22 protein-coding genes are annotated in these 24,735 nt (G+C 67.7%); 10 read left to right on the forward strand and 12 right to left on the reverse strand.

Annotated features, from left to right (window positions below; translation table 11 throughout):
• Positions 1-131: 131 nt before the first annotated feature.
• On the reverse strand, positions 132-2,024 hold the full coding sequence (locus tag ACFO0G_RS11735; RefSeq protein ID WP_376977757.1) for a DEAD/DEAH box helicase: 1,893 nt from the start codon (positions 2,022-2,024) through the stop codon (positions 132-134).
• A gap of 317 nt (positions 2,025-2,341) precedes the next feature.
• Between ACFO0G_RS11735 and ACFO0G_RS11740 the strand changes: the two genes are divergently transcribed.
• Entirely contained in the window at positions 2,342-3,115 is a 774-nt protein-coding gene (locus tag ACFO0G_RS11740) for an SAM-dependent methyltransferase (protein WP_286399754.1), read from the forward strand.
• A 26-nt stretch (positions 3,116-3,141) separates the two neighbouring features.
• Here the strand turns inward: ACFO0G_RS11740 and ACFO0G_RS11745 are convergent, their stop codons facing one another.
• Positions 3,142-4,575: an MFS transporter gene (locus tag ACFO0G_RS11745; RefSeq protein WP_286399757.1), complete on the reverse strand. Its 1,434-nt coding sequence runs from the start codon at positions 4,573-4,575 to the stop codon at positions 3,142-3,144.
• A gap of 8 nt (positions 4,576-4,583) precedes the next feature.
• Positions 4,584-5,930: an MFS transporter gene (locus ACFO0G_RS11750; RefSeq protein WP_286399760.1), complete on the reverse strand. Its 1,347-nt coding sequence runs from the start codon at positions 5,928-5,930 to the stop codon at positions 4,584-4,586.
• Between the two features lie 107 nt (positions 5,931-6,037).
• Here ACFO0G_RS11750 and ACFO0G_RS11755 point away from each other — a divergent pair, with 107 nt between their 5' ends.
• Together ACFO0G_RS11755 and trmB are read left to right on the forward strand one after the other, a co-directional pair.
• On the forward strand, positions 6,038-6,508 hold the full coding sequence (locus ACFO0G_RS11755) for a hypothetical protein (RefSeq protein WP_286399763.1): 471 nt from the start codon (positions 6,038-6,040) through the stop codon (positions 6,506-6,508).
• 62 nt (positions 6,509-6,570) lie between these two features.
• Positions 6,571-7,494, forward strand: coding sequence for a tRNA (guanosine(46)-N7)-methyltransferase TrmB (gene trmB, locus ACFO0G_RS11760; RefSeq protein WP_286399766.1), 924 nt, complete (start codon positions 6,571-6,573; stop codon positions 7,492-7,494).
• 23 nt (positions 7,495-7,517) lie between these two features.
• Here trmB and ACFO0G_RS11765 read toward each other — a convergent pair whose 3' ends face one another.
• Positions 7,518-7,964 carry a hypothetical protein gene (locus ACFO0G_RS11765; protein ID WP_376977760.1) on the reverse strand — a complete coding sequence of 149 codons (447 nt, stop codon included), beginning with the start codon at positions 7,962-7,964 and terminating at the stop codon, positions 7,518-7,520.
• 5 nt (positions 7,965-7,969) lie between these two features.
• Positions 7,970-9,550, reverse strand: a complete 1,581-nt coding sequence (locus ACFO0G_RS11770) for a fimbrial protein (protein WP_376977762.1) — start codon at positions 9,548-9,550, stop codon at positions 7,970-7,972.
• A 251-nt stretch (positions 9,551-9,801) separates the two neighbouring features.
• Here ACFO0G_RS11770 and ACFO0G_RS11775 point away from each other — a divergent pair, with 251 nt between their 5' ends.
• The gene (locus tag ACFO0G_RS11775; protein WP_376977993.1) at positions 9,802-10,620 is read left to right on the forward strand and encodes a DUF1206 domain-containing protein; all 819 of its coding nucleotides are present in this window, start codon (positions 9,802-9,804) and stop codon (positions 10,618-10,620) included.
• Positions 10,621-10,647: 27 nt separating this feature from the next.
• On the forward strand, positions 10,648-11,148 hold the full coding sequence (locus ACFO0G_RS11780; protein WP_376977764.1) for an SRPBCC family protein: 501 nt from the start codon (positions 10,648-10,650) through the stop codon (positions 11,146-11,148).
• On the opposite strand, the gene ACFO0G_RS11785 is transcribed toward ACFO0G_RS11780, so the two are convergent.
• Positions 11,145-11,798 carry an anti-sigma factor family protein gene (locus tag ACFO0G_RS11785; RefSeq protein WP_376977766.1) on the reverse strand — a complete coding sequence of 218 codons (654 nt, stop codon included), beginning with the start codon at positions 11,796-11,798 and terminating at the stop codon, positions 11,145-11,147. The two genes, ACFO0G_RS11780 and ACFO0G_RS11785, sit on opposite strands and share 4 nt — an antisense overlap.
• Complete coding sequence (locus ACFO0G_RS11790) at positions 11,795-12,295, reverse strand: sigma-70 family RNA polymerase sigma factor (RefSeq protein WP_286399779.1); 501 nt, start codon at positions 12,293-12,295, stop codon at positions 11,795-11,797. The genes ACFO0G_RS11785 and ACFO0G_RS11790 overlap by 4 nt, the downstream gene beginning before the upstream one ends.
• Before the next feature lie 284 nt (positions 12,296-12,579).
• Here ACFO0G_RS11790 and ACFO0G_RS11795 point away from each other — a divergent pair, with 284 nt between their 5' ends.
• Positions 12,580-13,161: a COG4315 family predicted lipoprotein gene (locus ACFO0G_RS11795; protein ID WP_376977768.1), complete on the forward strand. Its 582-nt coding sequence runs from the start codon at positions 12,580-12,582 to the stop codon at positions 13,159-13,161.
• 13 nt (positions 13,162-13,174) lie between these two features.
• Here the strand turns inward: ACFO0G_RS11795 and ACFO0G_RS11800 are convergent, their stop codons facing one another.
• The 4 genes from ACFO0G_RS11800 to ACFO0G_RS11815 all read right to left on the reverse strand — a co-directional run bounded on the left by ACFO0G_RS11800 (position 13,175) and on the right by ACFO0G_RS11815 (position 16,192).
• On the reverse strand, positions 13,175-13,993 hold the full coding sequence (locus ACFO0G_RS11800; protein WP_376977770.1) for a hypothetical protein: 819 nt from the start codon (positions 13,991-13,993) through the stop codon (positions 13,175-13,177).
• Positions 13,986-14,564 carry an RNA polymerase sigma factor gene (locus ACFO0G_RS11805; protein ID WP_286399787.1) on the reverse strand — a complete coding sequence of 193 codons (579 nt, stop codon included), beginning with the start codon at positions 14,562-14,564 and terminating at the stop codon, positions 13,986-13,988. The genes ACFO0G_RS11800 and ACFO0G_RS11805 overlap by 8 nt, the downstream gene beginning before the upstream one ends.
• A 171-nt stretch (positions 14,565-14,735) precedes the next feature.
• The gene (locus ACFO0G_RS11810; protein WP_376977772.1) at positions 14,736-15,452 is read right to left on the reverse strand and encodes a protein tyrosine phosphatase; all 717 of its coding nucleotides are present in this window, start codon (positions 15,450-15,452) and stop codon (positions 14,736-14,738) included.
• An 86-nt stretch (positions 15,453-15,538) separates the two neighbouring features.
• Positions 15,539-16,192 (reverse strand): DMP19 family protein, encoded by a 654-nt coding sequence (locus tag ACFO0G_RS11815; RefSeq protein WP_376977774.1) that lies wholly within the window; start codon positions 16,190-16,192, stop codon positions 15,539-15,541.
• Positions 16,193-16,405: 213 nt separating this feature from the next.
• Between ACFO0G_RS11815 and ACFO0G_RS11820 the strand changes: the two genes are divergently transcribed.
• Positions 16,406-19,891, forward strand: coding sequence for a DEAD/DEAH box helicase (locus tag ACFO0G_RS11820; protein WP_376977776.1), 3,486 nt, complete (start codon positions 16,406-16,408; stop codon positions 19,889-19,891).
• Between the two features lie 170 nt (positions 19,892-20,061).
• Positions 20,062-21,123 (forward strand): glycoside hydrolase family protein, encoded by a 1,062-nt coding sequence (locus ACFO0G_RS11825; protein ID WP_376977778.1) that lies wholly within the window; start codon positions 20,062-20,064, stop codon positions 21,121-21,123.
• A 115-nt stretch (positions 21,124-21,238) separates the two neighbouring features.
• On the opposite strand, the gene ACFO0G_RS11830 is transcribed toward ACFO0G_RS11825, so the two are convergent.
• Positions 21,239-22,531, reverse strand: a complete 1,293-nt coding sequence (locus ACFO0G_RS11830; protein WP_286399802.1) for an ammonium transporter — start codon at positions 22,529-22,531, stop codon at positions 21,239-21,241.
• Positions 22,532-22,875: 344 nt separating this feature from the next.
• On the opposite strand from ACFO0G_RS11830, the gene ACFO0G_RS11835 reads away from it, so the two are divergent.
• Positions 22,876-23,961 (forward strand): Gfo/Idh/MocA family protein, encoded by a 1,086-nt coding sequence (locus tag ACFO0G_RS11835; protein ID WP_376977995.1) that lies wholly within the window; start codon positions 22,876-22,878, stop codon positions 23,959-23,961.
• Positions 23,961-24,719 (forward strand): ThuA domain-containing protein, encoded by a 759-nt coding sequence (locus ACFO0G_RS11840; protein ID WP_376977781.1) that lies wholly within the window; start codon positions 23,961-23,963, stop codon positions 24,717-24,719. Before ACFO0G_RS11835 ends, ACFO0G_RS11840 begins: the two co-directional genes overlap by 1 nt.
• Positions 24,720-24,735 lie beyond the last annotated feature (16 nt).

Here is a 24,735-nt window from a genome sequence, read left to right on the forward strand (position 1 = left end):
ACGCATCGAGTGCTCCGTAACTGTCGTTTAGAACCTCCTAAACGACGTTATCGGAGCACTCGATGGGCTGGGCGGGGCCCACGCCGGCAGGGTTCCCTGGTCGAGCTTGCGAGACGAGGGAGCCGGTGGGGCTACCGTCCCCGGCGCTCGTTGGAGGCCGGGGCGGAGGCGCGGCGGGGGCCGCTGCGGGCCGGACGGCCTGAACCGCCGTTGCCCGAACCGCCGTTGCCTGAGCCGAACGAACCGCCGGAGGTGCCGCCGGTGTTGGAAGACCAGACGGCCTTGCTGCCGCCGGTGGCTGCTGCGCGCTGTCCGGTCGCGGGGCGTCCACTGCGCTGGCCGCCGCCGGTTGCCGGACGCCCGCCGGAAGCGGCGCGTCCACCGGATGCGGGACGGCCCGTGCCGCCGCGGGGAGCCTCGCTGCGGGTGATCCGGGAATCGCTGCGGCCCTCGGCTGCACGTCCGTTCGATCCGCGGCCGGCCGATGAGCGGCCACCTGCTGCGGGAACGTCGTTGCGGTGCGTGGAAGCCGTGCCGCGGCCGCGGGCGTTGCGGCGGGCAGCTGCTGCGGCTACTGCGCGGTCCTCGTTCTGCTCGGCGTTGCGGTCGAATGCTGCGCGGGCCTCGGTGCGGCCTTCGAATGCAACGGCGCGGCGCTCGGCGCGGGGTACGTCGGTGCGTACTGCCTCGGCTGCAACCTTGCCGCGTCCGCCACGGCCACCACGGCCGCCGGCGGTGGGGGCAGCCTGGCGGCGTGCGCGCTTGCGCTCGGCGTTGGCTCCGGTGGAGGTGCCGCCGCCCTGTTTGGGGGCTTTGGCGGCCAGCAGTGCCGCGCGGGTACGCGGGTCCACCTTTTCGGCGATGTCACCGACGAGTTCGGCCACGATGGGCGAGTTGGCGGTGACGCGTTCGAAGCTGACGTCCACGCCTGCGGCCTTCATGAGCTTCTTCACGTCCGTCTGCTGCTCGGGCAGGGTCAGGGTGACCACGGTGCCGTCGGAGCCGGCACGGGCGGTGCGGCCGGAGCGGTGCAGGTATGCCTTGTGCTCGGTGGGCGGATCCACGTGGATGACCAGTTCGACGTCGTCAACGTGCACGCCGCGGGCTGCGACGTCGGTGGCGACCAGGACGCGGACGTCACCGTTGGAGAACTCGGCCAGGTTGCGGTCACGGGCGTTCTGCGAGAGGTTGCCGTGCAGGTCGACGGCGGGGATGCCGGCGTCGGTCAGGGTCTTGGCCAGCTTGCGGGCGTGGTGCTTGGTCCGCATGAAGAGGACGCGGCGGCCGGCACCGGAGGCCAACTCCACGATCAGCTGCTTCTTGACGGTCTGGTCGTTGACCACCAGCACGTGGTGCTCCATGGTGGTCACAGCTGCCTGCGGATCATCCACCGAGTGCGTGAGCGGGTTGGACAGGTAGCGCTGGACGATCTTGTCCACGCCATTGTCCAGGGTGGCGGAGAAGAGCAGCCGCTGGCCCTGGCTGGGGGTCATGTCCATGAGCTTCTTGACCACGGGCAGGAAGCCGAGGTCGGCCATGTGGTCGGCCTCGTCCAGGACGGTGATTTCCACGGCCTCGAGGGTGAGGATGCGCTGGCGGATCAGGTCCTCCAGGCGGCCGGGGCAGGCGATGACGATGTCGACGCCGGCGCGCAAGGCCTTTTCCTGGCGCGCCTGGGAAATACCGCCGTAGATCACGGTGGTGTTCAGCCCGGCGGCCTTGGCCAGCGGCTCGATGGTGGCGTTGATCTGGGTGGCCAGTTCACGGGTGGGTGCCAGGACCAGGCCCATGGGGCGGCCGGGCTTGCGGAAGTGCTTGGCTTCCCGCTCAGCGAGTCTTGCTACAAGCGGGATGGCGAAAGCGATGGTTTTACCGGATCCGGTCCGGCCACGGCCCAGGACATCTCGACCGGACAGCGTGTCCGGAAGGGTCTTGACCTGGATGGGAAACGGTTCAACGATTCCCTGCGCGGAAAGGGTGTCTGCAAGGGCCTTGGGAGTACCGAGGGCAGCAAAAGTAGTCATGTAGTTTTTACGGTCTTTCTGGCGGTATCCGGGCGGATATCGGCCCCCGATGCCGGTTGGACCAGGGGTTTCGCCGAAGAAAAGTCAGGTGATCAACCGGGCGCTGTAAATAAGGACAGCCGGCCGGGACCAAATGGAACGCGTTCATCGACGCAGGATGTGCCTCTCACATGAAGAAAGCCCACTCCCTGGAAAGTATCTCCAGACGCGGAGCAGGCGGGCATCACTGCACATCAAGTTCCCCCAGTCTAGCATCCCGACGCCCGGCACCCTTCCGCGGCGTTGCCTTGGACGGCCCGGCGGGGCAGTGTTGACGCATGAACGAACACCCTGAGCAGCACCAGGACAGGCACCAGCAGGAAGCGCACGGGAATCAAGCGCACGACGGCGGCGGCGCACCGGAGGCGGCCGGCGGCAGCATTGATGCCGCGTCCGTATGGGACGAGCGGTACCGCACCAAGGCGCGGCTCTGGAGCGGGAAGCCCAACCCGCAGCTGGTCCGTGAAGCCGGCGGCCTGCGTCCTGGAAAGGCGCTGGAACTGGGCTGCGGCGAAGGTGCCGACGCCATCTGGCTTGCCCAGCAGGGCTGGTCCGTGACCGCCGTCGATGTTTCCGCCGTCGCCCTTGAGCGGGCGCACTCACACGAGCTGGCCGAACTGGCGCGGGAAAGCGTGCAAGCGTCCAACGGTGGGATCGACAGCCGGATCATGTGGCAGCTTGCGGACCTGACGCAGTGGCAGCCGGAAGCTTCCTACGACCTGGTGACGTCACAGTTCCTGCATTCGCAGGAACTCGACTGGCGGATTCCCCTGCGCACAGCGGCCTCCGCGGTGAAGCCGGGCGGGACCCTGCTGGTGGTGGGCCACCACCCGGACCGGCTGCCGCCCTGGGGCCCGGCGCACCACCACGCCGGCATGTTCTACACGGGCGACCAGCTGGTGCAGGAGCTCGGGCTGGACCGGCATGATGCCAACGGCCGCCCGGAGTGGCAGCTGGAGGTCCTCACTGCACGGGAACGGCCGGTGACCGGGCCGGAAGGGCAGGAAGCGACCATCGCCGACGTAGTGCTCCGGGCAACCCGGCTCGCCTGACCGTCTCGTTCGGCCGTACTGGTGGTTCAGCGTGTACGGCCGGTAACCCGGGGCGCTACCAGCGCGGCGCCGACTGCAATGGCCGCGGTGAAGGCGAAGACGCCCGCGAAGGACTGGACCGCCGTCGTAGATGCCGCAAAGACTATCCCCGTGGTGGCCAGCGACAGCGCACCGCCCAGGGAGTCGGAAATGGACATGGCGGAGCTGTTGAAGCCCTCATTTTCCTTGGTGGAGAGCGCCAGGGTCATCACGCTGAGGCGCGGGTAGAGCAGGCCCATGCCACCGCCGGCCAGGACCCAGCCCGCAATGGCGATGGCGGGCGGCCAGTGCAGTGCCGTGGTGGCGAGGGCCAGGAGCACCGCGGCCAGGACCATCAGCGAGCCGGTCTGCACCGCGCTTTGGTGCGGCAGCCGGGACCCCAGCCTTCCCTGGACCGCCGCAGCACCGGCCCAGGCCAGCGCTCCCCCGGTCAGCGTCAGGCCGGCCAGGGTGGGCGGGAACGCGTACTGGTCGATCAGCAGGTAGGGAAGGTAGACCTCCGCACCAAAAAACGACGCCGACGCCAGCCCCCGTGCCAGGATCACGCTTGGCAGTCCGCGCCGGGCGGCCAGGGTACCGCGGGGCACCAAGGGCCGGACGGCCACCAGGGCAAGGACGACGGCGGCCGCTGCCAGGAGTGCCGTGGCGGCGGGGAACGAGGGGACGCTGGCGTCGGCCGAGAGGTTGAGGCCCAGCACCGCGAGCGCTGCCAGCGCCGCCCACCCCAGCCGCCCCAGAGCCCACGGCGGAACGGCTTGGCTTGATGGTCCTGCCGCGTCCGGTTGGCTGGTTCCTTGCGGCTGAACGGACTCCCGGGGCTCGTCCAGGCTGCGGAGTACCGGCACGATCATCGCCAGCGCGGGAATCACCAGGCCCACCACGCCCAGGAACACCCAGTGCCAGCTGAAGACCTGGGCCACCACGCCGGCGGCGAAGGGTCCCACCAATGAGGGGACCACCCACGCGGCTGAGAACGCGGCGAAGATCCGGGGATGCAGCGGGCCGGGAAAGAACCTCGCCACCAGCACGTAGAGCGAAACAGTCAGGGCTCCGCCGCCGAGCCCCTGGACCAGGCGCCCCGCTACGAGCATCGGCATCGACACCGAACTGCCCGCAATCAGGAGCCCCAGCACGAACAGCGACACAGAGGCGTACAACGGCATGGCAGGCCCGCGCCGGTCGGACCAGTTGCCGGCTCCCACCATGCCGATCACGCCGGTTGCCAGCGGCCCGGCGAAGGCCAGGGCGTAGAGGCTGCCGCCGTCCAGCTCCCGGCTGACCAGCGGCATGATGGTAGTGACGGCCAGGGACTCGAACGCGGCGAGGAACACCAGGGCGCACGTACCGATGGTCACCCAGAGGTACGGGGGCCGGAAGATCCCGGTGGCGGGATGGGCGGCCGGAAGGGTGGAGTCCCGCACGGCAGTTCCTACCCCACGAACCGGTTCCGGCCCGAGCGGTAGCCGAAGACCGCCGCGAGCATGCCCACCACCATGAAAAGGATGCCGGCAGGCACGAAGGAGCCGGTGGCCTGGTGCAGCTGGCCCACCATGAGCGTCCCGGTGGAGCCCACCCCGTAGCCCACGCCCTGCATCATGCCGGAGAGGTGGGCGGCGGTGTGCCCGTCGCGGGTGCGGAGCATGATCAGGGTCAGAGCCGCTGCGGTGAGGCTTCCCTGCCCCAGCCCCAGCAGTCCGGCCCACACCCAGATGAGGTTGAGCGGACCCAGGATGCTCAGCACGAATCCGCCGCCGGTCATCAACGCCACCACGGTATTGATGGCGCGCTGATCCCGGAACCTCGCGGCCAGGGCAGGGGCGAACAGCGAGCCCAGCATCTGCAGCACGATGCAGACGGCGACAATGAGCCCTGCGGTGGCACCGTCCACGCCCCTCTCCCGGAGGATGGGCGCCAGCCAGGCGAAACCGCTGAAGGACATCATGGCCTGCAGCACCATGAAGATGGTTACCTGCCAGGCGACCGGGGAGCGCCACACGTTCACGCCGTCCCGTACCGCCTGGTGCCGGACGGCCCCCTGCCGGACGGCTACGGGAAGGAACAGGAGAAGCACGACGGCGGCGGGCAGCGCCCAGACCCACAGCGCCTTGGTCCACTCCCCCGTCGCCGTGTAGACCGGGTAGGTGAATCCGGCTCCCAGCGCGGCGGACGCACAGATGGCCGTTGTGTAGAGGCCGCCCATGAGGCCCAGCCGGTGGGGAAAGTCGCGCTTCACCAAGCCGGGAAGCAGCACATTGCAGAGAGCGATGGCCGCGCCGCAGGCAGCCGTGCCAACCAGGAGGGCCGGCAGGTGGCCTGCGCCGCCCGTGCCTGCCCCGGTGTCCACGGGCCGCAGCAGCAGCCCCGCGGTCAGCAATGCCATGGCCCCCAGCAGCACCCGTTCAGCCCCGAACCGACGGGCCAGGACAGGGGCGAGCGGTGCGAATACGCCGAGCAGTGTCACGGGGACCGTGGTCAGCACCACCACGGACCAGCCCGGCAGCGCCGCCTGGGACGTCACTTCCGGAAGGACTGCGGAGAGGCTGGAAAAGACGCTGCGCAGGTTCAGGCCGATCAGGACCAGGCACACCCCCAGGTAGGCCAGGGCCCGGCGGCTGCCCACCCGGGTGGGTGCGGCCGCCGGGAGTTCATCGATTTCCGCATCCACCAGGGTGCTGAGGTCCACCAGGCTGCTGCCGGCACGGGTCCCGCCCTGGGAGTCCCCGGAGTCTGTCCTTCGCCGCTGCTTCCTTGCCTCGGCATTCATTGCGTCCTTCATGGGCCCATTCTTGCAGGAGACCGCAGAGGTGGGTTTTCCACATAGGGGAAGGGGCAGCTTCCAGCCTTTCCCGCAGCTTCGTAGGTTGAAAGCAGCCGCGGCCGCGCATGGCTGCATCAACCGACGGGAGCACCATGGAAAACACGCCACAACCGGAACCCGGTCCGGCACGCGTAGAAACTACGGGCACCGGGGCCGGCATCAATGGGCTGGGCAACAACGGCCCTGGAAACGAAGGACCAGGCAATGCGGGAGCCAACAGCAAGGCCACCAACAGCCTGGTCCTGGCGATCCTTGCCCCTGCAAGCATGCTCCTCACCGCCCCTGCTTCCATGTTCGCCATGTTGATGACCTACTCGGACAACGGCCATTCGGACAGGCCGTGGGTGACGCCCTTCGTGCTGTTCAGCCTGCCGGTCCTTTTCGCCTCGCTCGGTCTCCGCCAGGCCCTCCCAGCCCTGAAACAGTTGCCACGCGGATCCGGAAGTTGGTCCGCGGCGGCTGTTGCCCTTTGTATCTGCGGCCTGGTGTTCGCCCTTGCCCTCGGTCCGGTGCTCGACCTCATAGGCGTGTTCTGACCACAAGCATGTTCCGGGCACCAGCACGCACCGCCAGTTCCCGCGGCGCTATTCTGGAATGGATGAGCGAATCCCCTGAAAACCCCCAGCAGCCGCATGTCCCAAGGCCCGTGACGCCCGGAACCCAGGCCTCCTTTGGCACTTACGGCGGCCGCCCGGTCAGCTTCGTGCGCCGCGGCACCCGCCTGCAGGGGCGGCGGCAGGCCGCCTGGGCTGAACACGCCGAGCGGTGGGCCGTCGACGTACCGCGGCACGTAGCGAACACCTCGGTCCACCCCGACTACACCTTCGACGCGGCGGCTGAGTTCGGCCGCGATGCCCCGCTCATTGTCGAGATTGGTTCGGGCCTTGGCGATGCCATCTGCCACGCGGCGGAACAGAACCCGGACACGAACTTCCTGGCCGTGGAGGTCTACACCCCAGGGCTGGCCAACACCATCATCAAGATCAACAGCCGCCGCCTGAACAATGTCCGGGTGGTGGAGGCAAACGCCCCGGAGGTACTGGCCACCATGCTGCCCGAGGGCTCGGTCAGCGAACTGTGGGTCTTCTTCCCTGACCCCTGGCACAAGTCGCGGCACCACAAGCGCCGGCTCATCCAGCCGGAGTTCGCCAGCCTGGCGGCACGGGCCCTTAAGCCCGGCGGCCTGTTCCGGATCGCCACTGACTGGTCCAACTACGCCGTCCACGTCCGGGACGTGATGGCAGCGTCCACCGACTTCGAGAACCTGCACACCGGCGAGCGCCGCGGCCCCGAAAGCCCCCTGACCCAGGTGTGGCAGTCCGGCGTTGAATCCGTGGTGGGCGGCGCACCCGTCCGCGAGGGACGCGCTCCCGTGAGTACGGAACACACCGGCCCCAACGAAGGCGTGGACGAAACGGGCGGCTGGGCACCGCGCTTCGAGGGCCGGATCAGGACCAGCTTCGAGGCAAAGGCCCACGAGGCCGGCAGGTTGATTTTCGACCTCTGCTACCGGCGGCGCTGAACGGCGACGTCCAGGGCAGGACTTCAGCCCACGCTGATGGAGCCCACGATCTCCTTGAGCATGTCCAGCCGGGGCTCCGCCTCCGGGTTCAGGTAGGGCCAGATGACCACGACGCCAATGAAGCGCCCGCTCTCCCACACGCCGACCGTGGCAGCCACCTTGGCCGGCCCGCCGTCGTCGTCATATCCCACCACCACGGCGTAGGCAGCCTTGCCGGGCAGGTTCAATTCCCCCTCCGCCAGGAGGGTCCCGCCCCGTTCCTCAAGGTAGAAGTCCGACATCAGGTGCGCCCAGCCGTTGGCCTGGGGGGCGTCCTGCACGGAGGTGTCGTCCTTGATCACGGTGACCAGGACGCCGTTCAGCAGGCCGTACTGTTCGCTGTTGGGCCCGGCCGTGGAGTCGTCCAGGACCTGGGTGTGCTCGGGGAAGTTTGCGGTGAAGCCCAGCGGGGATTCGATGTGCACTGACATGGGTTTCAGAGCCTCTCGAGCTTGGTGTCGTTGGGGACCTTATAGTACGTGGAAACGTTGGTGGTGGCCTGGTTCTCGGTCTTGACCTCCACCTCGCCCAGCTTCACGTCGAAGCCTGCCTCGTTTTTGGCCGTCACCACCGAGTTCACTTGGACGGTGGCGGATCCGGCCTCGTAAAGCCGTGCCGCGTCACGGGCGGCGCCCGTGTCATTCCCCAGCGCGACGTTACGCAGGTAGCTGTCAATGATGGGGCGGTTCTCCGGGGAATAGTCCACGTCGATCTTGACGGTGCCCTGGGTTCCTGCCGTGACGGTGGAATCGAATTTTGCGGCCTCTGTCTTCACACCGGAGGTGACGCCCTGCGCCACGGTGCCGTCCATCGACACCGAGACGGAGTCGATGTTGTTGCTCTTGTCCATGTTGACCTGCAGCCCGCCCTTGCCCGACGCCTCGAAGACCCGGCCGTCAAGCTTAAGCTGGCCCTGCGCCGAGATCTCCCCGCTGGCTGTGGAAGTTCCGTCCGTCAGGTTCCGCTCATAGGCCAGGTCCAGCTTCGCCCCGCCCGAGGCCGTGCCGGCCTCGCCCTTTGCATCGAGCGAGAACGTGCCCTTGGCCTTGTCCGTCTGTCCCATGGAACCGTTGTCCTTGGCAGCGTCATTGATGGTGTCCAGGACGTAGCCGGGAGGATTGCCCGCCACATCCTTGATGTCGCCGATGCTGTCCGGCGGCAGGTCCCGGTACATCTGTTCACGGGCAGCCATGGCTTCCTCCACGCTCCCGAAGGTGTACTCGCGCGATACCTCGCCGGTCAGGGTGGCCCCCGCCGTGCCGGTGGTGTCATTCACGCCGAGGCCCAGGTTTCCGTACACCTTCATGGTGGCGGACCCGTCGGCGTTCTCCACCACCTCGGTCCCCACTTCGGCACCCCCGTGGACCCAGGCGACCCTGGCTTCGATGGAGGCCTTGCCCGTCTCCGAATAGACCGGGATGTCCGCCTTGGCCAGCTCCTGGAGGTGCTGCTTGGCCAGCTGCTGCGCGGCCGCGGGGATTCCGCCGTCCATGCGCATGAGGTCTTCGGCGAAGGGGCCATCGCTGCCCTCGCCCTCGATCAGGTATCTGCGGTCGGCGTCGGACAGCCCGGCCCACCACTTCGCCTGCTCTTCGGGGCTGGCGTTGAGCATCCGGTCAAGCCCAGATTCCAGTTCCCGGTGGTGTTCCGCGAGCGCCCTGGCGGCTTCGGCCTTTTCCTGGAACCATTCCTTGGCCTGCGTCGCCAAAGAGGTGATCCGGTCCCAGGTGCCGCCGCCGGAGCCGCCGCTTCCCTGGGTGGAAGCTTTCTCCTGCTCGTCGGCGTGCTTCATCAGGATTTTGGAGTTTTCCCGAAGGCTGGCGACGACTTTGTCGAGGCTGGGCCGGTGGCTGGCGCTCCACTCCTGGCGGAAGCGTTCACCGTCCCTGCCCTTCCAGGGCGCGGACTGGATCTGGCTGTGCAGTGAGCCGGCACGGCTGCTCAGCAGGGACGCTGCCTGGTCCGCCGCTTTTGCCAGCGCCCGCAGCTGGCTTATGTCTGCGCCGTAAAAAGTCATGGTTTCCCCCGGGAAAAGAGTGCGGTACCTGTCAATCGCTGGTCCTTATGGTTGCACAGGTACCGGGACCGGGCGATGGGGATCCCTCCCCATCGCCCCAGCCTCCCCATGCCGCGGTATTCCGGGAGGCGATGATGTGAGGAGCCGACTGTCCACCATCCCGGCACACGTGGCACGATTGCCCTAGTACGAAGGGCACGCACACCAGCGCACTACCGCGCCTGCTCAAAGGAAAGACGATAAAAGAAGAACTGAAACAGGTGGTCGACAAGGCCGAGGACGTCACGAATTCGCGCATCCTCGAGCTCCTGGCCCGGGCCGGGTTTGCGGTCAGCGGCATCCTGCACCTGCTGGTGGGTGCCATTGCGGTCCGGCTCGCCGTGGGCGGAACGGGCAGCGCGGATTTCAGCGGCGCGGTGGCCGAGTTGGCAACCATGCCTGTGGGTCCGTTCCTGCTGTGGGGCAGCTTCGCGGCCTGCGCCGCGTTGTCGCTCTGGCAGACGGGCGATGCGATTTTCGACTTCAACCACCAGGCCACCAAGACAAAGGTCAAGAACAAGGCCAAGGCCGCCCTGCAGGCGGTTGTATACGCCGTCCTAGCCGTGACTCTTTGGCATTTTGTCACTGGCACCGGGACAGGCGGGGACAACCGCAAGGCCACCAGCGATTTCACCATCGCCATGGTGCAGGCCCCGGGCGGGGTGGCCTTGCTCGTGCTGATTGGCTTGGCCGTGGCGGTGGCGGGCGTGGCGTACGGCATGCGCGGCCCTAAAAAGTCCTTCCAGAAGCACCTGCGGATGCCGGCCTCCGGGACGGCCCGGACCGCGGTGGTTACCCTGGGCGTTGCGGGTTACCTGGCCAAGGGCGCGGTGCTGCTGCTGACCGGCTTGCTCATCGTGATTGCCACCATCAAGGAACACCCGGAGGACTCCACCGGCCTGGACGGCGGTCTGCGTGCCCTCCGGGACCAGCCCATGGGCCCCTATCTCCTCGCCGCAGTGGGAGCCGGGCTGGTCTGCTACGGCGCGTACATGATCATGCGCGCCCGGCTGGCCAAAATGACCAAGTAGCCGGCCGAAGTGTGATGAGGTGGGGTGATGCCCCAGGTACGTGCCGAACGCCTAATCCGCATCGACCCGGAGACTGCGTTTGCCTTCTCCCAGACCACCGGGGAGTTCCGCCTCAAATGGGACCCCTTCATCTCCGCCCAAGCTTTCCTTGACGGAGCGCAGGCAGCGGGCAAGGGCGTCCGCACCCGCACCAGGTCCCGCCTGGGCCTGAAGATGGTGAGCCAGTACGTCTCGTACGCGCCTCCCCGGAACGTGGGCATGACCATGGTTTCAGGGCCCTGGTTCTTCACGAACTTTGGTGGCGGCTGGCGTTTCACGGCTGACGACGGCGGCACCCGGGCCGTCTGGAAGTACACCTTTTCGTGCCGCCCGGCCCTGCTCCGGCCCATCATGGAACGGATCGGTGGCTGGCTGTTGCGCTACGAGATCGAACGGCGGATTGATGCCTTCGCCCGTGCCTGCGAGGACGAGGCCCTGGTGGCGGAGTTCAAAGCACTGGGGAACCGGGACCACTCGCCAAGGACCTAGGGAACCGTAATCACCGCCACCGCGTGCTGCGCACCGTCCCTCAGCTCCACGCTGGAGATGCTGCCCAGCTGGATGGGCGTTGCACCCGTGACCTTGACCTTTCCGCTGGGCGTGGCCGTCCAGGCACAGGCCCGGTCCTCCCCGCCGGCGCGGTCTCGCACCCACAGCGAGAGCGTCCCATCCGCCGGCAGGCTGCTGCCGCTCACCGCAAGCTCGGTCCCCCACGTCTTCCGGGCCATGTCGATGTTCACCTGCAGCCCTCCCCCGGACACCACGGAATAGGTTGCGTCCGGCTGCGGCGGCCGGGCCAGCAAAGGCCCCACCGCCAGGCCCACCGCCAGGCAGGCAGCGGCGACCGCGCCCGCCAGGGCTGCCCAACGCCGTCGTGATGTCCGACGCCGGCGCGCCAGTTCGTCGAACAGGCGGACGGGGACGCCCGGGTCAGCCGTCTCGCTGCCGGGAGCGTCGGTAAGCGCCACGGCGTCGGGGACGGGAAGCGCGTCCAGCAGCGCGGGCACCTTCTCCAGCACTGCAAGTTCCTTGCGGCAGCCGGTGCAGCCCTGCAGATGTGCCTCGAAGAGGGCAAGGTCGGCGGGCTCGAGGCCGCCCAGCACATAGGCGCCCAGCAAAGTGTGCGGATTGGTGCTCACCGTTCCACCCCCATTTCGTCCAGGATGGTGCGCAGGGCCCGGAGTGCATAGTACGCGCGGGACTTGACCGTGCCACTGGGGATGTTGAGCTGGACCGCTGCCTCGTTGACCGTGAAGCGGCGGTAATGCAGGGCCACCAGGACGTCCCGGTGTTCCTTGCTCAGCCGGAGCAATGCCTCCTCCATCAGCACCCGGTTGAGCAGCTCATCAACGCGTCCCATCACCTCGACCGGGTCGGTGGGGCTGCCCTCCAGCGCCTCCGGCGGGCGGCGCCGGCTCCGGCGGTAGTTATCGATCATGATGTTCCTGGCTGTGCGGTACAAGTAACTGCGGAAGCTGCCGTTGACGTCCGGGGCGTGCTGCCAGACGCGGAGCACGGTTTCCTGCACCACGTCCTCCGCGATCTGGGGGTCATGGGTGGCGCTGAGCACGAACCGGCGCAGGGCGCTGCCGTGTTCACGGTAGATGGACTCCACCACGCTGTCGTCGAGCGGCATCCCGGCCCTCCCATCGTTGCCCCGGCGCTGCACCGCCCATGTCCCCTCACGCGGCCGGCTGCGCGGGAACGCCGCAGCAACCGGCGCTCCTGGCTGTTACCACGTATCAAGCCTCCCAACGGTTCAACGGCCCGCTCCGTAGCCCCGCTCGACGGTGATGTGAACCATTCTTTACCCGGCGGCGTCGTAGGGGTAGGCGCCCAGTGGCAGGAGTCCGGGCGCCGGCCATGACGGCATCAGCCACGAAGATCCCGGCAGGGAACATCACAGCCAAGGAGCACACCATGAAACAACATCTCGGGGCAGGCCTTGCCATCCTGGCCCTGGCGGCAACCCTGAGCGGCTGCGGCAGCAGCAGTACAGCGCCGGCAGGCAGCAGCCCGGCTGCGGGCAGCACAACCGGCAGCACCGCCGGCACCGGCTCGTCCGGGGCGTCGTCTGCCAGCCCGTCCCCAACTTCTTCGTCACCGCCCGCATCATCGTCGCAGGCGGGGGCCGCTGTCGACCTTAAGACGGCTTCCTCGACGGCAGGCAGCATCGTGGTGGACGCGAAAGGGATGAGCCTCTACTTCTTCACCAAGGACACCAAGGACTCCGGCACCAGCGCATGCACCGGTTCCTGCCTGGTCTCGTGGCCGCCGCTGACCACCACCTCGGGCACACCATCGGCCGAGGGAGTGACCGGGAAACTGGGCACCATCAGCACTCCGGACGGGAAGAAACAGGTGACCCTGAACGGCATGCCGCTGTACTACTTCGCGAAGGACACCAAGCCGGGCGACACCCTTGGCCAGGGCGTTGGCGGCGTCTGGTACCTGTCGGATCCGTCCGGTGCGATGATCAAGGCCGCCGGCCAGGGTTACTAGGGCTGCGTTCGGCCTACTTCAGCGGAACGTCGGGGACCTTGCCCGGAAGCGGGATTTCCGTGGGCACCGGAACAGGCAGTTTGGGGCTGCCCTGTTCCAGGCCCTTCTTGACTTCCCCCGGAACATCCGTGGGAAGTGAAGGCCGCGCCGGGGTCTCCGCCGGCTTTTCCGCGGGTACTCCGTGGGTGGGGGCGTTCCCGGGCCGGGCAGGAACGCTCGACGGCGCCACCACGGCAGGTGCCGACGCAGGCCCCGGTGCCGCCGGAACGGAGTCCGGGCTGCTGGTTGCCGACGGCCGGGGTGCCACGGGCATGGGTGCGGGTGCCTGGCCGCCGGTGTTGCCTGCGGGCGTCACGCCGGAGCCTGTCACGAAAGTGGTGACGGCATGGTTCAGCTGGGTGAAGGAGTCGCGGAAGCCCTGGTCCGAGGCGGCGGCAACCGCACCGCCGGCCGCCAGCGATGCCGCTACGGACAGTGTGGTGAGCGTGATGCGGCGCTTGGCCTTGCGGCGGGCGGCGAGTTCGTCAGCAGGCTGGTCCGCGGTTTTCGATGCGGCCCAGTGCTGCCCTGCGCCGGCTTGGGCGGCGCAGTCTTCAACGGTGGCCCCTGCTGTGGGTCCGGCGGTGGGAAGCACAGAGGTTTCGGCCAGCGTGGCTGCTCGCGAGGAGCCTGCCATCAACGCCGCGATTTCGGCGGAGGGCGCCGGTGCCTCTGCTGCGAGGGATCGCAGGTCGGCCAGGGCGTCGCGGAGCTGGCCGTCGTCGCCCATGCCTGCCTCCAGCAGGAGCTGGTCAATGGCCCCGCCTTTGCGGGATCCTGCGGTGTCACTCATGATGTGCCTGGTTTCTCTTGAGCGTTTGTGCCTTGAGGTTCTGCAGGGCCCGGCGCTGGAGCTGCTTGATGGCTCCGGCGCTCTTGCCCATGATGGCGGCCACCTGGTCGATGGACAGGTCGGCCACGACGCGAAGGGCCAGGACCTCCTGGTGTTCCTCGCTGAGCCCCGCCAGCATGGCCGCGGCTCCGCCGGTCAGTTCCACGGCGTGGTCTTCGGCTGACGGCGTGGTCCGGCCGTCGTGCTGGGGGTCGTAGGGTGTGAGCTGCGGCCTGCGCTCCAGCCGGCGGTAGTGGTCCACCATGCGGGCGTGGGCAATGGAGAAGATGAGGGACTTGGCCCCCTGCATGCCGCCGGTAAGGCTGCTGATCCGGGGATAGAAGGCCAGGAAGACGTCCTGGGTGACGGCCTCGGGGTCATCCACTCCGCGCGCTTTGAGGTACCCCTGCACCGGGCCCGCGAAGGTTCGATAGGCAGCAGCGAACAACGCGGCCGGATCGGTTCCGGCTGCGTTGTCGAATATATCGATTTCTTCTTGGGCCAAAGTGTCTAGCACCAGCGGCTCCTCCATCCCGGAACCTGGCTCACGCCGTGTCCCGGTTTCCGGTACGGACTGCCAGTCCCCCTGGTCATCCGGCTGCTTCTTTGCGGGTCTTTCAGGGGCGCCCTGCCAACCATGCGCGCCCCGCCCGGCTGACCGGACTGCGGCCGGTAAGCCGCAGTCCAGACTAGCCAATGAGCCTTAGCGGGCCGAAACCGACGGCGCGTGGACCGTGTTGCCCGTGGCCGGAACAGCGGGGACAGCAGGAACCGCGGGGACGGTGGTCTTGCCGTCGACACCCGGAACTGCCGGAACGGCGGGAACTGCGGGAACCGACGGAACAGCCGGAACCTCGGGCTTTTCAGCCTGGACGGACACGGAACCCTTGGTTTCGGCGCCGGCCTTCGCGGCGGCGTCAGCCTTGGTAACGACGTCAGCGCAGTAGCTCTTGATGTTCGCATCACCCTTGGCTGCGATGGACAGCGAGGAGAACGCCTTGGAGGAAGCGTCCAGGCCACCGTGAGTGAAGGCGGTGCAGAGGCCCAGGGCGGCGGGGCCGGCAGCGTCAACGGCCGTGTTGGCCTTTGCCGTCTCCGTTGCGTCGGCGCTGACCTTTTCGTCCGAAGCCTCGGCGGTGGCGGAAGCCTTGGCGGTGGCGTCCCCGGTGGCTTCTGCGGTCTTCACGGCATCGGACCCAGCGGCGGTTGCGGTGGGAGCGGGGGTTGCCTTCGCGTCAGCAGCTGTTTCCGCTGCCAGCTTGGGGGCGGGAGCACCGAAGACATCGTGGGCGGTCTGCTGGGCCTGGGTGGGGAGGACGCCCGAGACGGCGGCGGCACCGGTTCCTCCTACTGCCAGGGTTCCGGCGGCCAGGACTCCGGCGGCGACTTTGCTGGTGGCGAGAACGGTGAACACAGACATTTACTTCTCCAAACCTAGACAACACATCGGACTGGGCCCGCCGCGCGGACCCATCACCGACTACATCGCCTGGGGTCGCGGAAAGGTTACGGACCTTCAAAAGTTTCTTTTCCTGCGCCCAAATCGCTGGAAAAGTTCCGGATCGCCGGTCCGCACCGGCTGCTTCGCAGCGCTCCCGCGATCCGCGAAGCCGGGGCACCGGCGAAGGCCGCTCTCCTGCCGGCCAAGTCAGGAACCAGGGCCGCCGCGCGCTGAATGTAGGGCCCAATCTCCTCGTCATCCAGCACCAGCAGGTCCGGCTGACCACGCAGCCACCTGGAGTTGAGGGCGGTGATGTTTTCGCGCTCCAGCAGCTCTTCAAACTCGCCGTCCAGCTCCGCCAGCCGGAAGACGCCGTCGTGATCAGCTTCGGTGCCGCAGGCTCCCACGGCGCGGTTGAACAGGTCCAGGTGCGCGGCGGCACCCATTGCGGCCATGCCCTCACGCACCAATGCGTCGGCGGCACCGAGGCGGCGGCCCACCATCACGGCATACTGCGCAAAGCCGCCCTCCAGTACCTCGGAAAGGTAAAAGTCCACCAGGCAGCTCCGCACGGCAACCGGAGACATCTCATCCCTGAACAGCAGGGCGTGATGCATGGCGTTGACGATCGCAGCGTTGGCCTCCACCACTTCTTCGTCCCTGCCGCCGTCGATGCTGCTGCTGGTGAGGACGACGGGCAGGTACGTGAGGGTGGCCATGGGGATCCTTGCTGGAGGTGGTGGTGCGCCGGACGCCTTCACGGTACGGGGGAAGGGCCACAGCTGAGCCGGCGGGAAATGAACGCCAAGCGAAGTTTTCGGGGCCTGCGGAGAAAGCGCCCGGCAAAGGCCCGCACTGTGGCGAACTAAGATGGATCAGATAGCCACCCACCGGACCCGGCCCCGCCGTGACCTCCCGAAAGTAGTGCCACCATGCCATCCCAACCGGACGAAAGTGCGGATCTGGCAATACAGACACCTGCCATCAACGACCGCTCGCTGGCGGCCGGACTGGCGTATGCCATGGCCAGCAGGGTCTCCGGCATATCGTTCGACGGCGGTACGGGCCTCATGCTGGGAAAGGTCCGGGGCGGCGCGGAGGTTCCTTACTCCACCACGGCCAAGCTGGTCCGCAAGGCCGGCGGCTGGAGCTGCACCGTGGGTGTCTGCAGTTGCCCCGTCCGGAAGGACTGCAAGCATGTGGCGGCCCTGCTCTTCGCCGCGGAGGACAACCCCTCGGTCCGGATGCAGTTGCTGGCGCCGTCCACCGCGACGCAGGTGTCCCGCGCACCCTCCACCGCCCTTTCCGACTGGGAGCAGGCCCTCAGCCCGCTGATCTCCCAGCCGGGTTCCGCCCCCTCCACCAGCGGGGTTCCCCTGGCGCTGCAGTTCGAGGTGGAGGAACCGCCCCCGCACTTTTCCTACACGGGGCGCCGGGATCCGGTCCGCGGAGTGCGGCAGCTCAAGGTCCGGCCCGTCATCATGGGCGCCAAGGGCAAGTGGATCCGCGGCGACGTTTCCTGGAACACCCTGAGCTACCTGAACTTCCGGCGGGAGTCGAACCAGGCGCACGTGGAGTGGCTGCAGGAGTTCCTGGCCGGCCACTCCTCCTCCGCCAGCCGGATGCACAACTCCGCGGGCCTGTGGCTGGGGCTGAACTCCTATGCGGGGAAGAACCTCTGGGGCCTGCTGTCCGACGCCCGGAAGATCGGGCTCGCCCTGGTCCACTCGCGCGGCACCGAGCCGGTCCGCATCGCCGAGGCCCCTGCCGCCGTCGGACTTTCCCTGAGCCGGTACGGGGCTCCGGTGGCCGAGCCGTCCGGGGTGGACGCCGCCACGGCAGACGCGTCCGACGGCGGGCTGGAGCTTTCGCCCACCATCACCGTTGAGGGCGCAGAGGTTGATCCGGCGTCGGTGGGCACCATCGGCCGGCCGGCGCACGGGCTGTTCTTTACCTCCGGGGAGGCGTCACTGCCGGGCGTGCCCGACCCCAACGGAACCATTACCCTGGCCCCGCTCGAGAACGGGCTGAGCGAGGAACTGCTGGCGTTCGTCACGGCGGGAAGCACGCTGCACATCCCGGCTAAGGACGAGTCGCGGTTCCTGACGGGCTTCTACCCGAAACTGAAGCAGACGGCCCGGGTGACGGCGCGGGACGAATCCGTGGAACTGCCCGAACTCGCCCTCCCCACCCTGTCGCTGCTGGCGAACTACGGTGCCGACCACCGCGTGCGGCTGCACTGGGAGTGGCACTACAAAACCGGCAAGCTGGTCACCGCCCAACCCCTATGGCGGCACCCCGGCGATGCCGGCTACCGTGACGACACCGCCGAGTCCCGCATCCTGGAGGGCGTCGGCCAGCCTTGGGATGTGGTGCCCGCCCTGGGCGAATCGGCCACCGGCGGCTGGGGCACGCCCCGGCTGGCGGCTTCTGCCGAGCTGACAGGCCTGGATACGCTGGCGTTCACGGAGGAAGTGCTGCCGCGGCTGCGGGAGGCGCCGGACGTGGATGTGGAGACCGTAGGCGAGATCGCGGACTACCGCGAGGCCGAGGAAGCGCCCGTGGTGTCCATCTCCACCAAGGCTACGGAACAGCGCGACTGGTTCGACCTGGGCATCCAGATTTCCCTGGAGGGCCAGCCCGTTTCCTTCGCTGCCGTATTTTCAGCCCTCGCCGCCGGCCAGACCAAGATGCTGCTGCCCAGCGGCGCCTATTTCTCGCTGGACCTGCCGGAACTGCACCAGCTGCGGGCCCTGATCGAGGAAGCCAGGTCGCTGCAGGACAACAAGGACGCGCCGTTGCAGATCAGCCGGTTCCAGGCCGGGTTGTGGGACGAGCTGGCGCAGCTGGGGATCGTCGATGAACAGGCCGCGGCCTGGCGGTCCGCGGTGGGCGGCCTGCTGGAGGGCGGCACGGACGGACTGCCGCTGCCGGCTACCTTGAACGCCGAACTGCGTCCGTACCAGCTGGAGGGGTTCAACTGGCTCAGCTTCCTGTACAAGCACGGACTGGGCGGCATCCTCGCTGACGACATGGGCCTGGGCAAGACGGTGCAGGCGCTGGCACTGATGTGTGCGGCGAAGGAGCTGGCTGTTGAAGCTGCGTCGGCCCTGGCCGAGTCCGACGGCGGTGCTGCCGCTGTCTCCGTTGTGGACGGCGCAAACCGGCCTGCCGCCGTCGCGCCTTTCCTGGTGGTGGCGCCCACCAGCGTGGTGGGCAACTGGGCCGCGGAAGCCGCACGCTTCGCTCCGGGCCTGACCGTCCGGACTGTTGGCGAGACCTTTGCCAAGAGCGGGCAGGATGTGGCGGAAGCCCTGGGCGGCGCAGACATCGTAATCACGTCCTATGCCCTGTTCCGCATCGACTACGAGTCCTACGCCTCCCGCACCTGGTCCGGGCTGGTGCTGGACGAAGCGCAGTTCGTGAAGAACCACCAGTCCAAGGCCTACCAGTGCGCCCGCAAGCTGCCGGCGGCGTTCAAGCTGGCCATCACCGGCACGCCGCTGGAGAACAACCTCATGGAGTTCTGGTCACTGACGTCCATCGTGGCGCCGGGCCTCTTCTCCAGCCCCAAGCGCTTCGCGGAGTACTACCAGAAGCCGGTGGAGAAGAACGGCGACAAAGGGCAGCTGGAGAAGCTCCGGCGCCGGGTCCGTCCGCTGATGATGCGCCGCACCAAGGACCAGGTGATCAAGGACCTGCCGCCCAAGCAGGAGCAGGTCCTGGAGGTGGTGCTGAATCCGCGGCACCAGAAGGTGTACCAGACGCACCTGCAACGCGAGCGGCAGAAGATCCTGGGGCTGATCGAGGACGTCAACAAGAACCGGTTCACCATTTTCCAGTCGCTGACCCTGCTGCGGCAGCTCAGCCTGGACGTTTCGCTGGTGGATCCTGCCTTGTCCGCGGTGCGGTCCTCGAAGCTGGATGTGCTGTTCGAACAGCTCGAGGACCTGGTGGCCGAGGGGCACCGGGCACTGATCTTCAGCCAGTTCACCGGATTCCTGGGCAAGGTCCGGGAGCGGCTGGACCAGGAGGAGATCGAGTACTGCTACCTCGACGGCGGAACGCGGAACCGGGCCGACGTGGTCAGCGAGTTCAAGAACGGCACCGCGCCCGTGTTCCTGATTTCGCTCAAGGCCGGTGGATTCGGCCTGAACCTCACCGAGGCCGACTATGTCTTCCTGCTGGATCCCTGGTGGAACCCGGCATCCGAGGCGCAGGCGGTGGACCGGACGCACCGTATCGGCCAGGACCGGAACGTCATGGTGTACCGGCTCGTGGCCAAGGACACCATCGAGGAAAAGGTCATGGCGCTCAAGACCCGGAAGTCGCAGCTGTTCGCGGACGTCATGGAAGGCGACGCCCTGGCCGGCGGGGCCATCACGGCCGAGGACCTGGCGGGGTTGTTCAAGGAGTAGGACTGCGGGGCGCGGTTCTCGACGCGGATCGTGGTATTCGACGCGCGTGTTCCTTTTCGCGGCCCACATATCCGCCGCGCCAGGGAACCTGCGCAGCGCGGATGCGTTTGCGCGTCGTCAACGGGCGAATATGCTGGTTCCAACGTAAAACTACAACGTTGGAGAAACCGGTGAACCACCAGCAGACAGCCCCATCAACGGCAGAGCAGTCCGCCGCACCAGCGCCGCTGCTGCCCCTGCGCCCGGACGCCTTCACCGTCCCCTACCGCGATCCGGTCTGGGATGGCCCCACCGACCCCATCCTTGTGGCGGACCACCTCAAGGGCGAGTGGGTGCTCTTCTATACCCAGCGCCGCGCCACCGCCCCGGGACTGACCGGAGTGGAATGGGTGCACGGCACCGGCATCGGCGTCGCGCGGTCGTCCGACGGCGGCACAACCTGGCGCTACCAGGGCACCGTGGAGGGACTCGTCCCACCCGGAACGGAACTGCCGGCAACCCTCTGGGCGCCCGACGTTGTCCGCATCGGCGACCGGTGGATCATGTACCTGACCATCCTGGGCGGCAGGCGGACGGACTGGACCGGGAAGGCGGAAATTGTCCAGTTCGCCAGCCGGGACCTGGAAAACTGGGAGTACCTGGGGGCCATCGACCTGGACTCGCCGCGCGTGATCGACGCCGCCGTCGCCCTCTGCGGCGACGGCCGGTACCGGCTCTGGTACAAGGACGAGGCCAGGGGCTCCAACACGTACAGCGCGGTCAGCGACACCCCGGACGACCCGTCCTCGTGGGTTTTGGAAGGCGTCGCCATCCCCGGCCGGCCGCACGAAGGCCCCAAGGTCTTTCAGCTTGGCGGCAAGTACTGGATGATCGTGGACGAATGGCGCGGCCAGGCCGTCTACCGCTCCGATGCTGCGGCGGGCACCTGGGTCCGGCAGGAACACCTTGGCGGGTTGATCCTCACGGCGCCGGAATCGGTGGACGGAAGGGCCGTCGTCGGACGCCATGCTGATGTGGTGCCCCTGCCGGACGTGGTGCCCCTTCCGGAGGGAATGCAAGGTGGAACGTCCGACGGCGGCACGCAGCGGGCGCTGCTGGTCTACTTCACGCATCCCTACTGGGGCGGCGAGGACATCGACACGATGGCACCGGACCCGCGCACGCATCTTAGCCATGTCCGGGCAGCCGTGCTGGAAGTGCGCGACGGAAACCTGATCTGCACGGAACACTAGGCACTACGCGCAAAATTCCTGGCCACGCAGAAGGGCCAAACCTCGGAACTATAAGCCGGCGGCTGCCGGCACCGGTCCAAGGTTTGGCCCTGACTGGTGCGCTGGACGTGCGGGGTCAGACCCGCTGCGGCGAGCCCAACTCCACCGGGTCCTCGTCCGTCAGGTACGCCAGCTCGGAGTGCGCTGCAAGGTCGATGCCGCGCAGTTCGTCCTCGGGCTTGATGCGGAGGCCGCCCATGGCCTTGTCCAGGATCTTGGCCAGGACCCACGTGACGACGAAGGAGTAAGCCAGCACCGTAACTGTGGCCAGGGCCTGCACGCCCAGCAGTTCGAACCCGCCGCCGTAGAAGAGGCCGCTGACGCCGTTCGGAGCCTTGTCCGTGGCGAAGAGCCCGATCAGCAGGGTGCCAAGGATGCCACCCACCAAGTGGACGCCTACGACGTCGAGCGAGTCGTCGAAGCCCAGGCGGAACTTCCATTCGATGGCCAGCGAGCAGACGGCACCGGCGATCGCACCGATGGCCAGTGCACCCAGCGGGCTGACCGCGCCACAGGCCGGAGTGATGGCCACAAGGGCTGCGACCAGGCCAGAGGCGGCGCCCATGCTGGTGGCCGCGCCGTGGCGGAACCGCTCCACCAGCGCCCAGGCCAGCAGGCCGGTGGAAGCTGCCACGGCGGTGTTGAGGAACACCACCGCCGCCGACTGGCCGGCGGAGAGGGCGGAGCCGGCGTTGAAGCCAAACCAGCCCACCCAGAGCAGGCCTGCGCCCAGCAGCACCAGCGGGCGGCTGTGCGGCTTGGCGTGTTCCACCTTGGGCCAGCCGGAGCTCTTGCCCAGGACCAGTGCAAGTGCCAGGGCTGCGGCGCCGGCGTTCATGTGCACCGCGGTGCCGCCGGCGAAGTCGATGGCCTTGATGCCGTTGGCGATCCAACCGCCCACGGTGCTGCCGTCCGCCGAGTCGAACGCAAAGACCCAGTGTGCAATCGGGAAGTAGACAATAGTGGCCCAGATGCCCGCGAACAGCATCCAGGCGCCGAACTTCATCCGGCCTGCGGCGGCTCCGGCAACCAGGGCCGTGGTGACGCAGGCAAAGAACAGCTGGAATGCGGCAAACAGGATGACCGGGATGGACGCCGAATCATCCTTGGCCAGCAGCTGCCCCATGCCGGGGAATTCGGTGACGTCACCGATCAGGCCCAGGCCGCCGACGGAGTTGCCGAAGGCCATCGAGTACCCGAACAGGGCCCACAGGACGGCCACCAGGCTGGCGCCGCCGACGCACATCATCATCATGTTGAGGATGCGGCGCGACCCCACCATGCCCCCGTAAAACAGGGCCAGGGCGGGGATCATCATGCAAACCAGCGCCGAGCTGGCCAAAATCCAAGCGACATTTCCCGAGTCCATGGGAAACCCCTTTCAAGATGCGAACAGAGCGGTGAGTTGCCGTCAGAGCCGTTTCGCCGGAGGGACGTGGACGGAGAAACCACGTGCGGCGGAGGGGCGGCTTTTGCCGTCTGGTCTCAATCTATGGCGGCCATTTCTGGTTGGGTTTCAGGGGTGTTAAATGATGGTTTCCTTCATTTGCGCCGGGGTTTCAGGTGTAACGCAAGGCGCAGGAGCACCTGATGTTTCAGGGGCAGGACGACGTGGCAGCGCAGGACCAGGCGGTTGCGGGGCTAGGCTGGGGAAATCCGGGCAGCAACCCACCCCGAAGGAGCCAGCCCTTGAACAGCACGCAGCCCTCCCGCATGCCTCCCACTGAGCTCAGGGTGGGCGTGGTGGGCATCGGCTGGGCCGGCCAGCAGCACCTGAAGGCCTACGCCGCCATCGAGGGCGTCCGCATCGTCTCGCTCGCAGGAATGGAAAATGAGCTCCGGGACTCACTGCGGGCCGAATACTCCATCCCGAACGGCTTCGCCGACTGGAAGGAGATGCTGGACCACGGCGGCCTGGACGCCGTCAGCGTGGCACTTCCCACCTTCCTGCACGCGCCGGTCGCGATCGCCGCGCTGGAACGCGGGCTTCATGTGCTGAGCGAGAAGCCGATTGCGCGCAATGCCGTGGAAGGCCAGGCCATGGTGGACGCGGCGCGGAGGGCCGGGCGCGTGCTGGACGTTGCGTTCAACCACCGCCGCCGTGGGGACATCCAGGCCCTCAAGCAGGTCGTTGACGACGGCGGCCTGGGCCGCCCCTACTACGCCAAGGCATCCTGGCTGCGCCGCTCGGGCATCCCCACCCTGGGCAGCTGGTTCACCAACCCTGAGCTGTCCGGCGGCGGACCGCTCGCCGATATCGGTGTCCACGCACTGGACTACGCGCTGTACCTTCTGGGCGAACCGAAAGTTGTGGCTGTCTCCGCCGCCACCCACTCGGAGCTCGGGCCGCAGGGCAGGGGCGGCGGCACCCGGTTCACGGCCCAGGCCTCCAGCCACGCGTTCGAGGTGGAGGACTTTGCCTCGGCCTTCCTGCGGCTTGAAGGCGGCGGAACGCTTGTGGTCGAAGCAAGCTGGGCCACATACCGGGAAGCGGACGACCAGCTGGAGTTCACGGTCTACGGCACCGACGGCGGCGCCGAGCTCAAGGCCCATGGGGCTCCTTTTCCACCCATCGGCGAACTCCGGGTGTTCACTGACAAGGACGGCGAATCCGCCGACTACATGCCCGCCGTCATACCCGGCCGCGCCCACGATGCAGTGGTGGAGGATTTCGTCGCTGCCGTGCGCGGCGGTGCCCAGGTGTGGGGCCGGCATGACGGCTCCCTGGCGCTTTACCGGGCACAAATCATCGATGCCTGCTACCAGTCGGCACTGGAGCAGAGGGAGGTGCGGCTCTGATGAACAGCAAACTGCGGATCCGGATGTGGAACGAGGGCGCGCATGAGGCCAACAACGAGCCGTCCCACATTGGCACGATGTACCCCGACGGCATCCACGGCGCCATCGCTGCGGGGCTTCGCTCCCACCTTCCGGACGCGGAGGTTACGACGGCGGTCCTCGCCACAGATGATGAGCACGGCCTTGCGGAGGAGGTGCTCGCGGGCACCGACGTCCTGCTCTGGTGGGGGCACATAGCCCACGCCGAGGTCAGCGATGCCGCCGTCGAACGCGTCCACCGGCACGTGCTGGGCGGGATGGGGCTGATCGTGCTCCACTCGGGGCACTTCTCGAAGATCTTCACCAAACTGCTGGGGACAAGCTGCTCCCTTTCCTGGCGGAACGACGGCGAGCGCGAACTGGTGTGGACCGTGAAGCCCTCGCATCCCATCGCGGAAGGCGTGGACAGCCCCATCGTCATCCCCGAGCAGGAGATGTACGGCGAGCTGTTCGACATTCCGGACCCGGACGACCTGATCTTCATCAGCTCCTTCGCGGGCGGTGAGGTGTTCCGCTCCGGCGTCACCTTTACCCGGGGCAAGGGCCGCATCTTCTACTTCAGCCCGGGCGACCAGGAGTACCCGGTGTACCACCACCCGCAGGTCCAGCGCGTTCTGGCCAACGGTGCGAAGTGGGCGGCGCAGCCGGGCCTTGACCGTTCCGCCCCCTCGGTGACCAACCCCGGGCGGGAGTGGTTCCAGGCCGAAAACCGTCATTGACATCGGGTGCGCGCAA

It is taken from the genome of Arthrobacter sedimenti (assembly GCF_042652025.1).
Lineage (GTDB): Bacteria > Actinomycetota > Actinomycetes > Actinomycetales > Micrococcaceae > Arthrobacter > Arthrobacter sedimenti.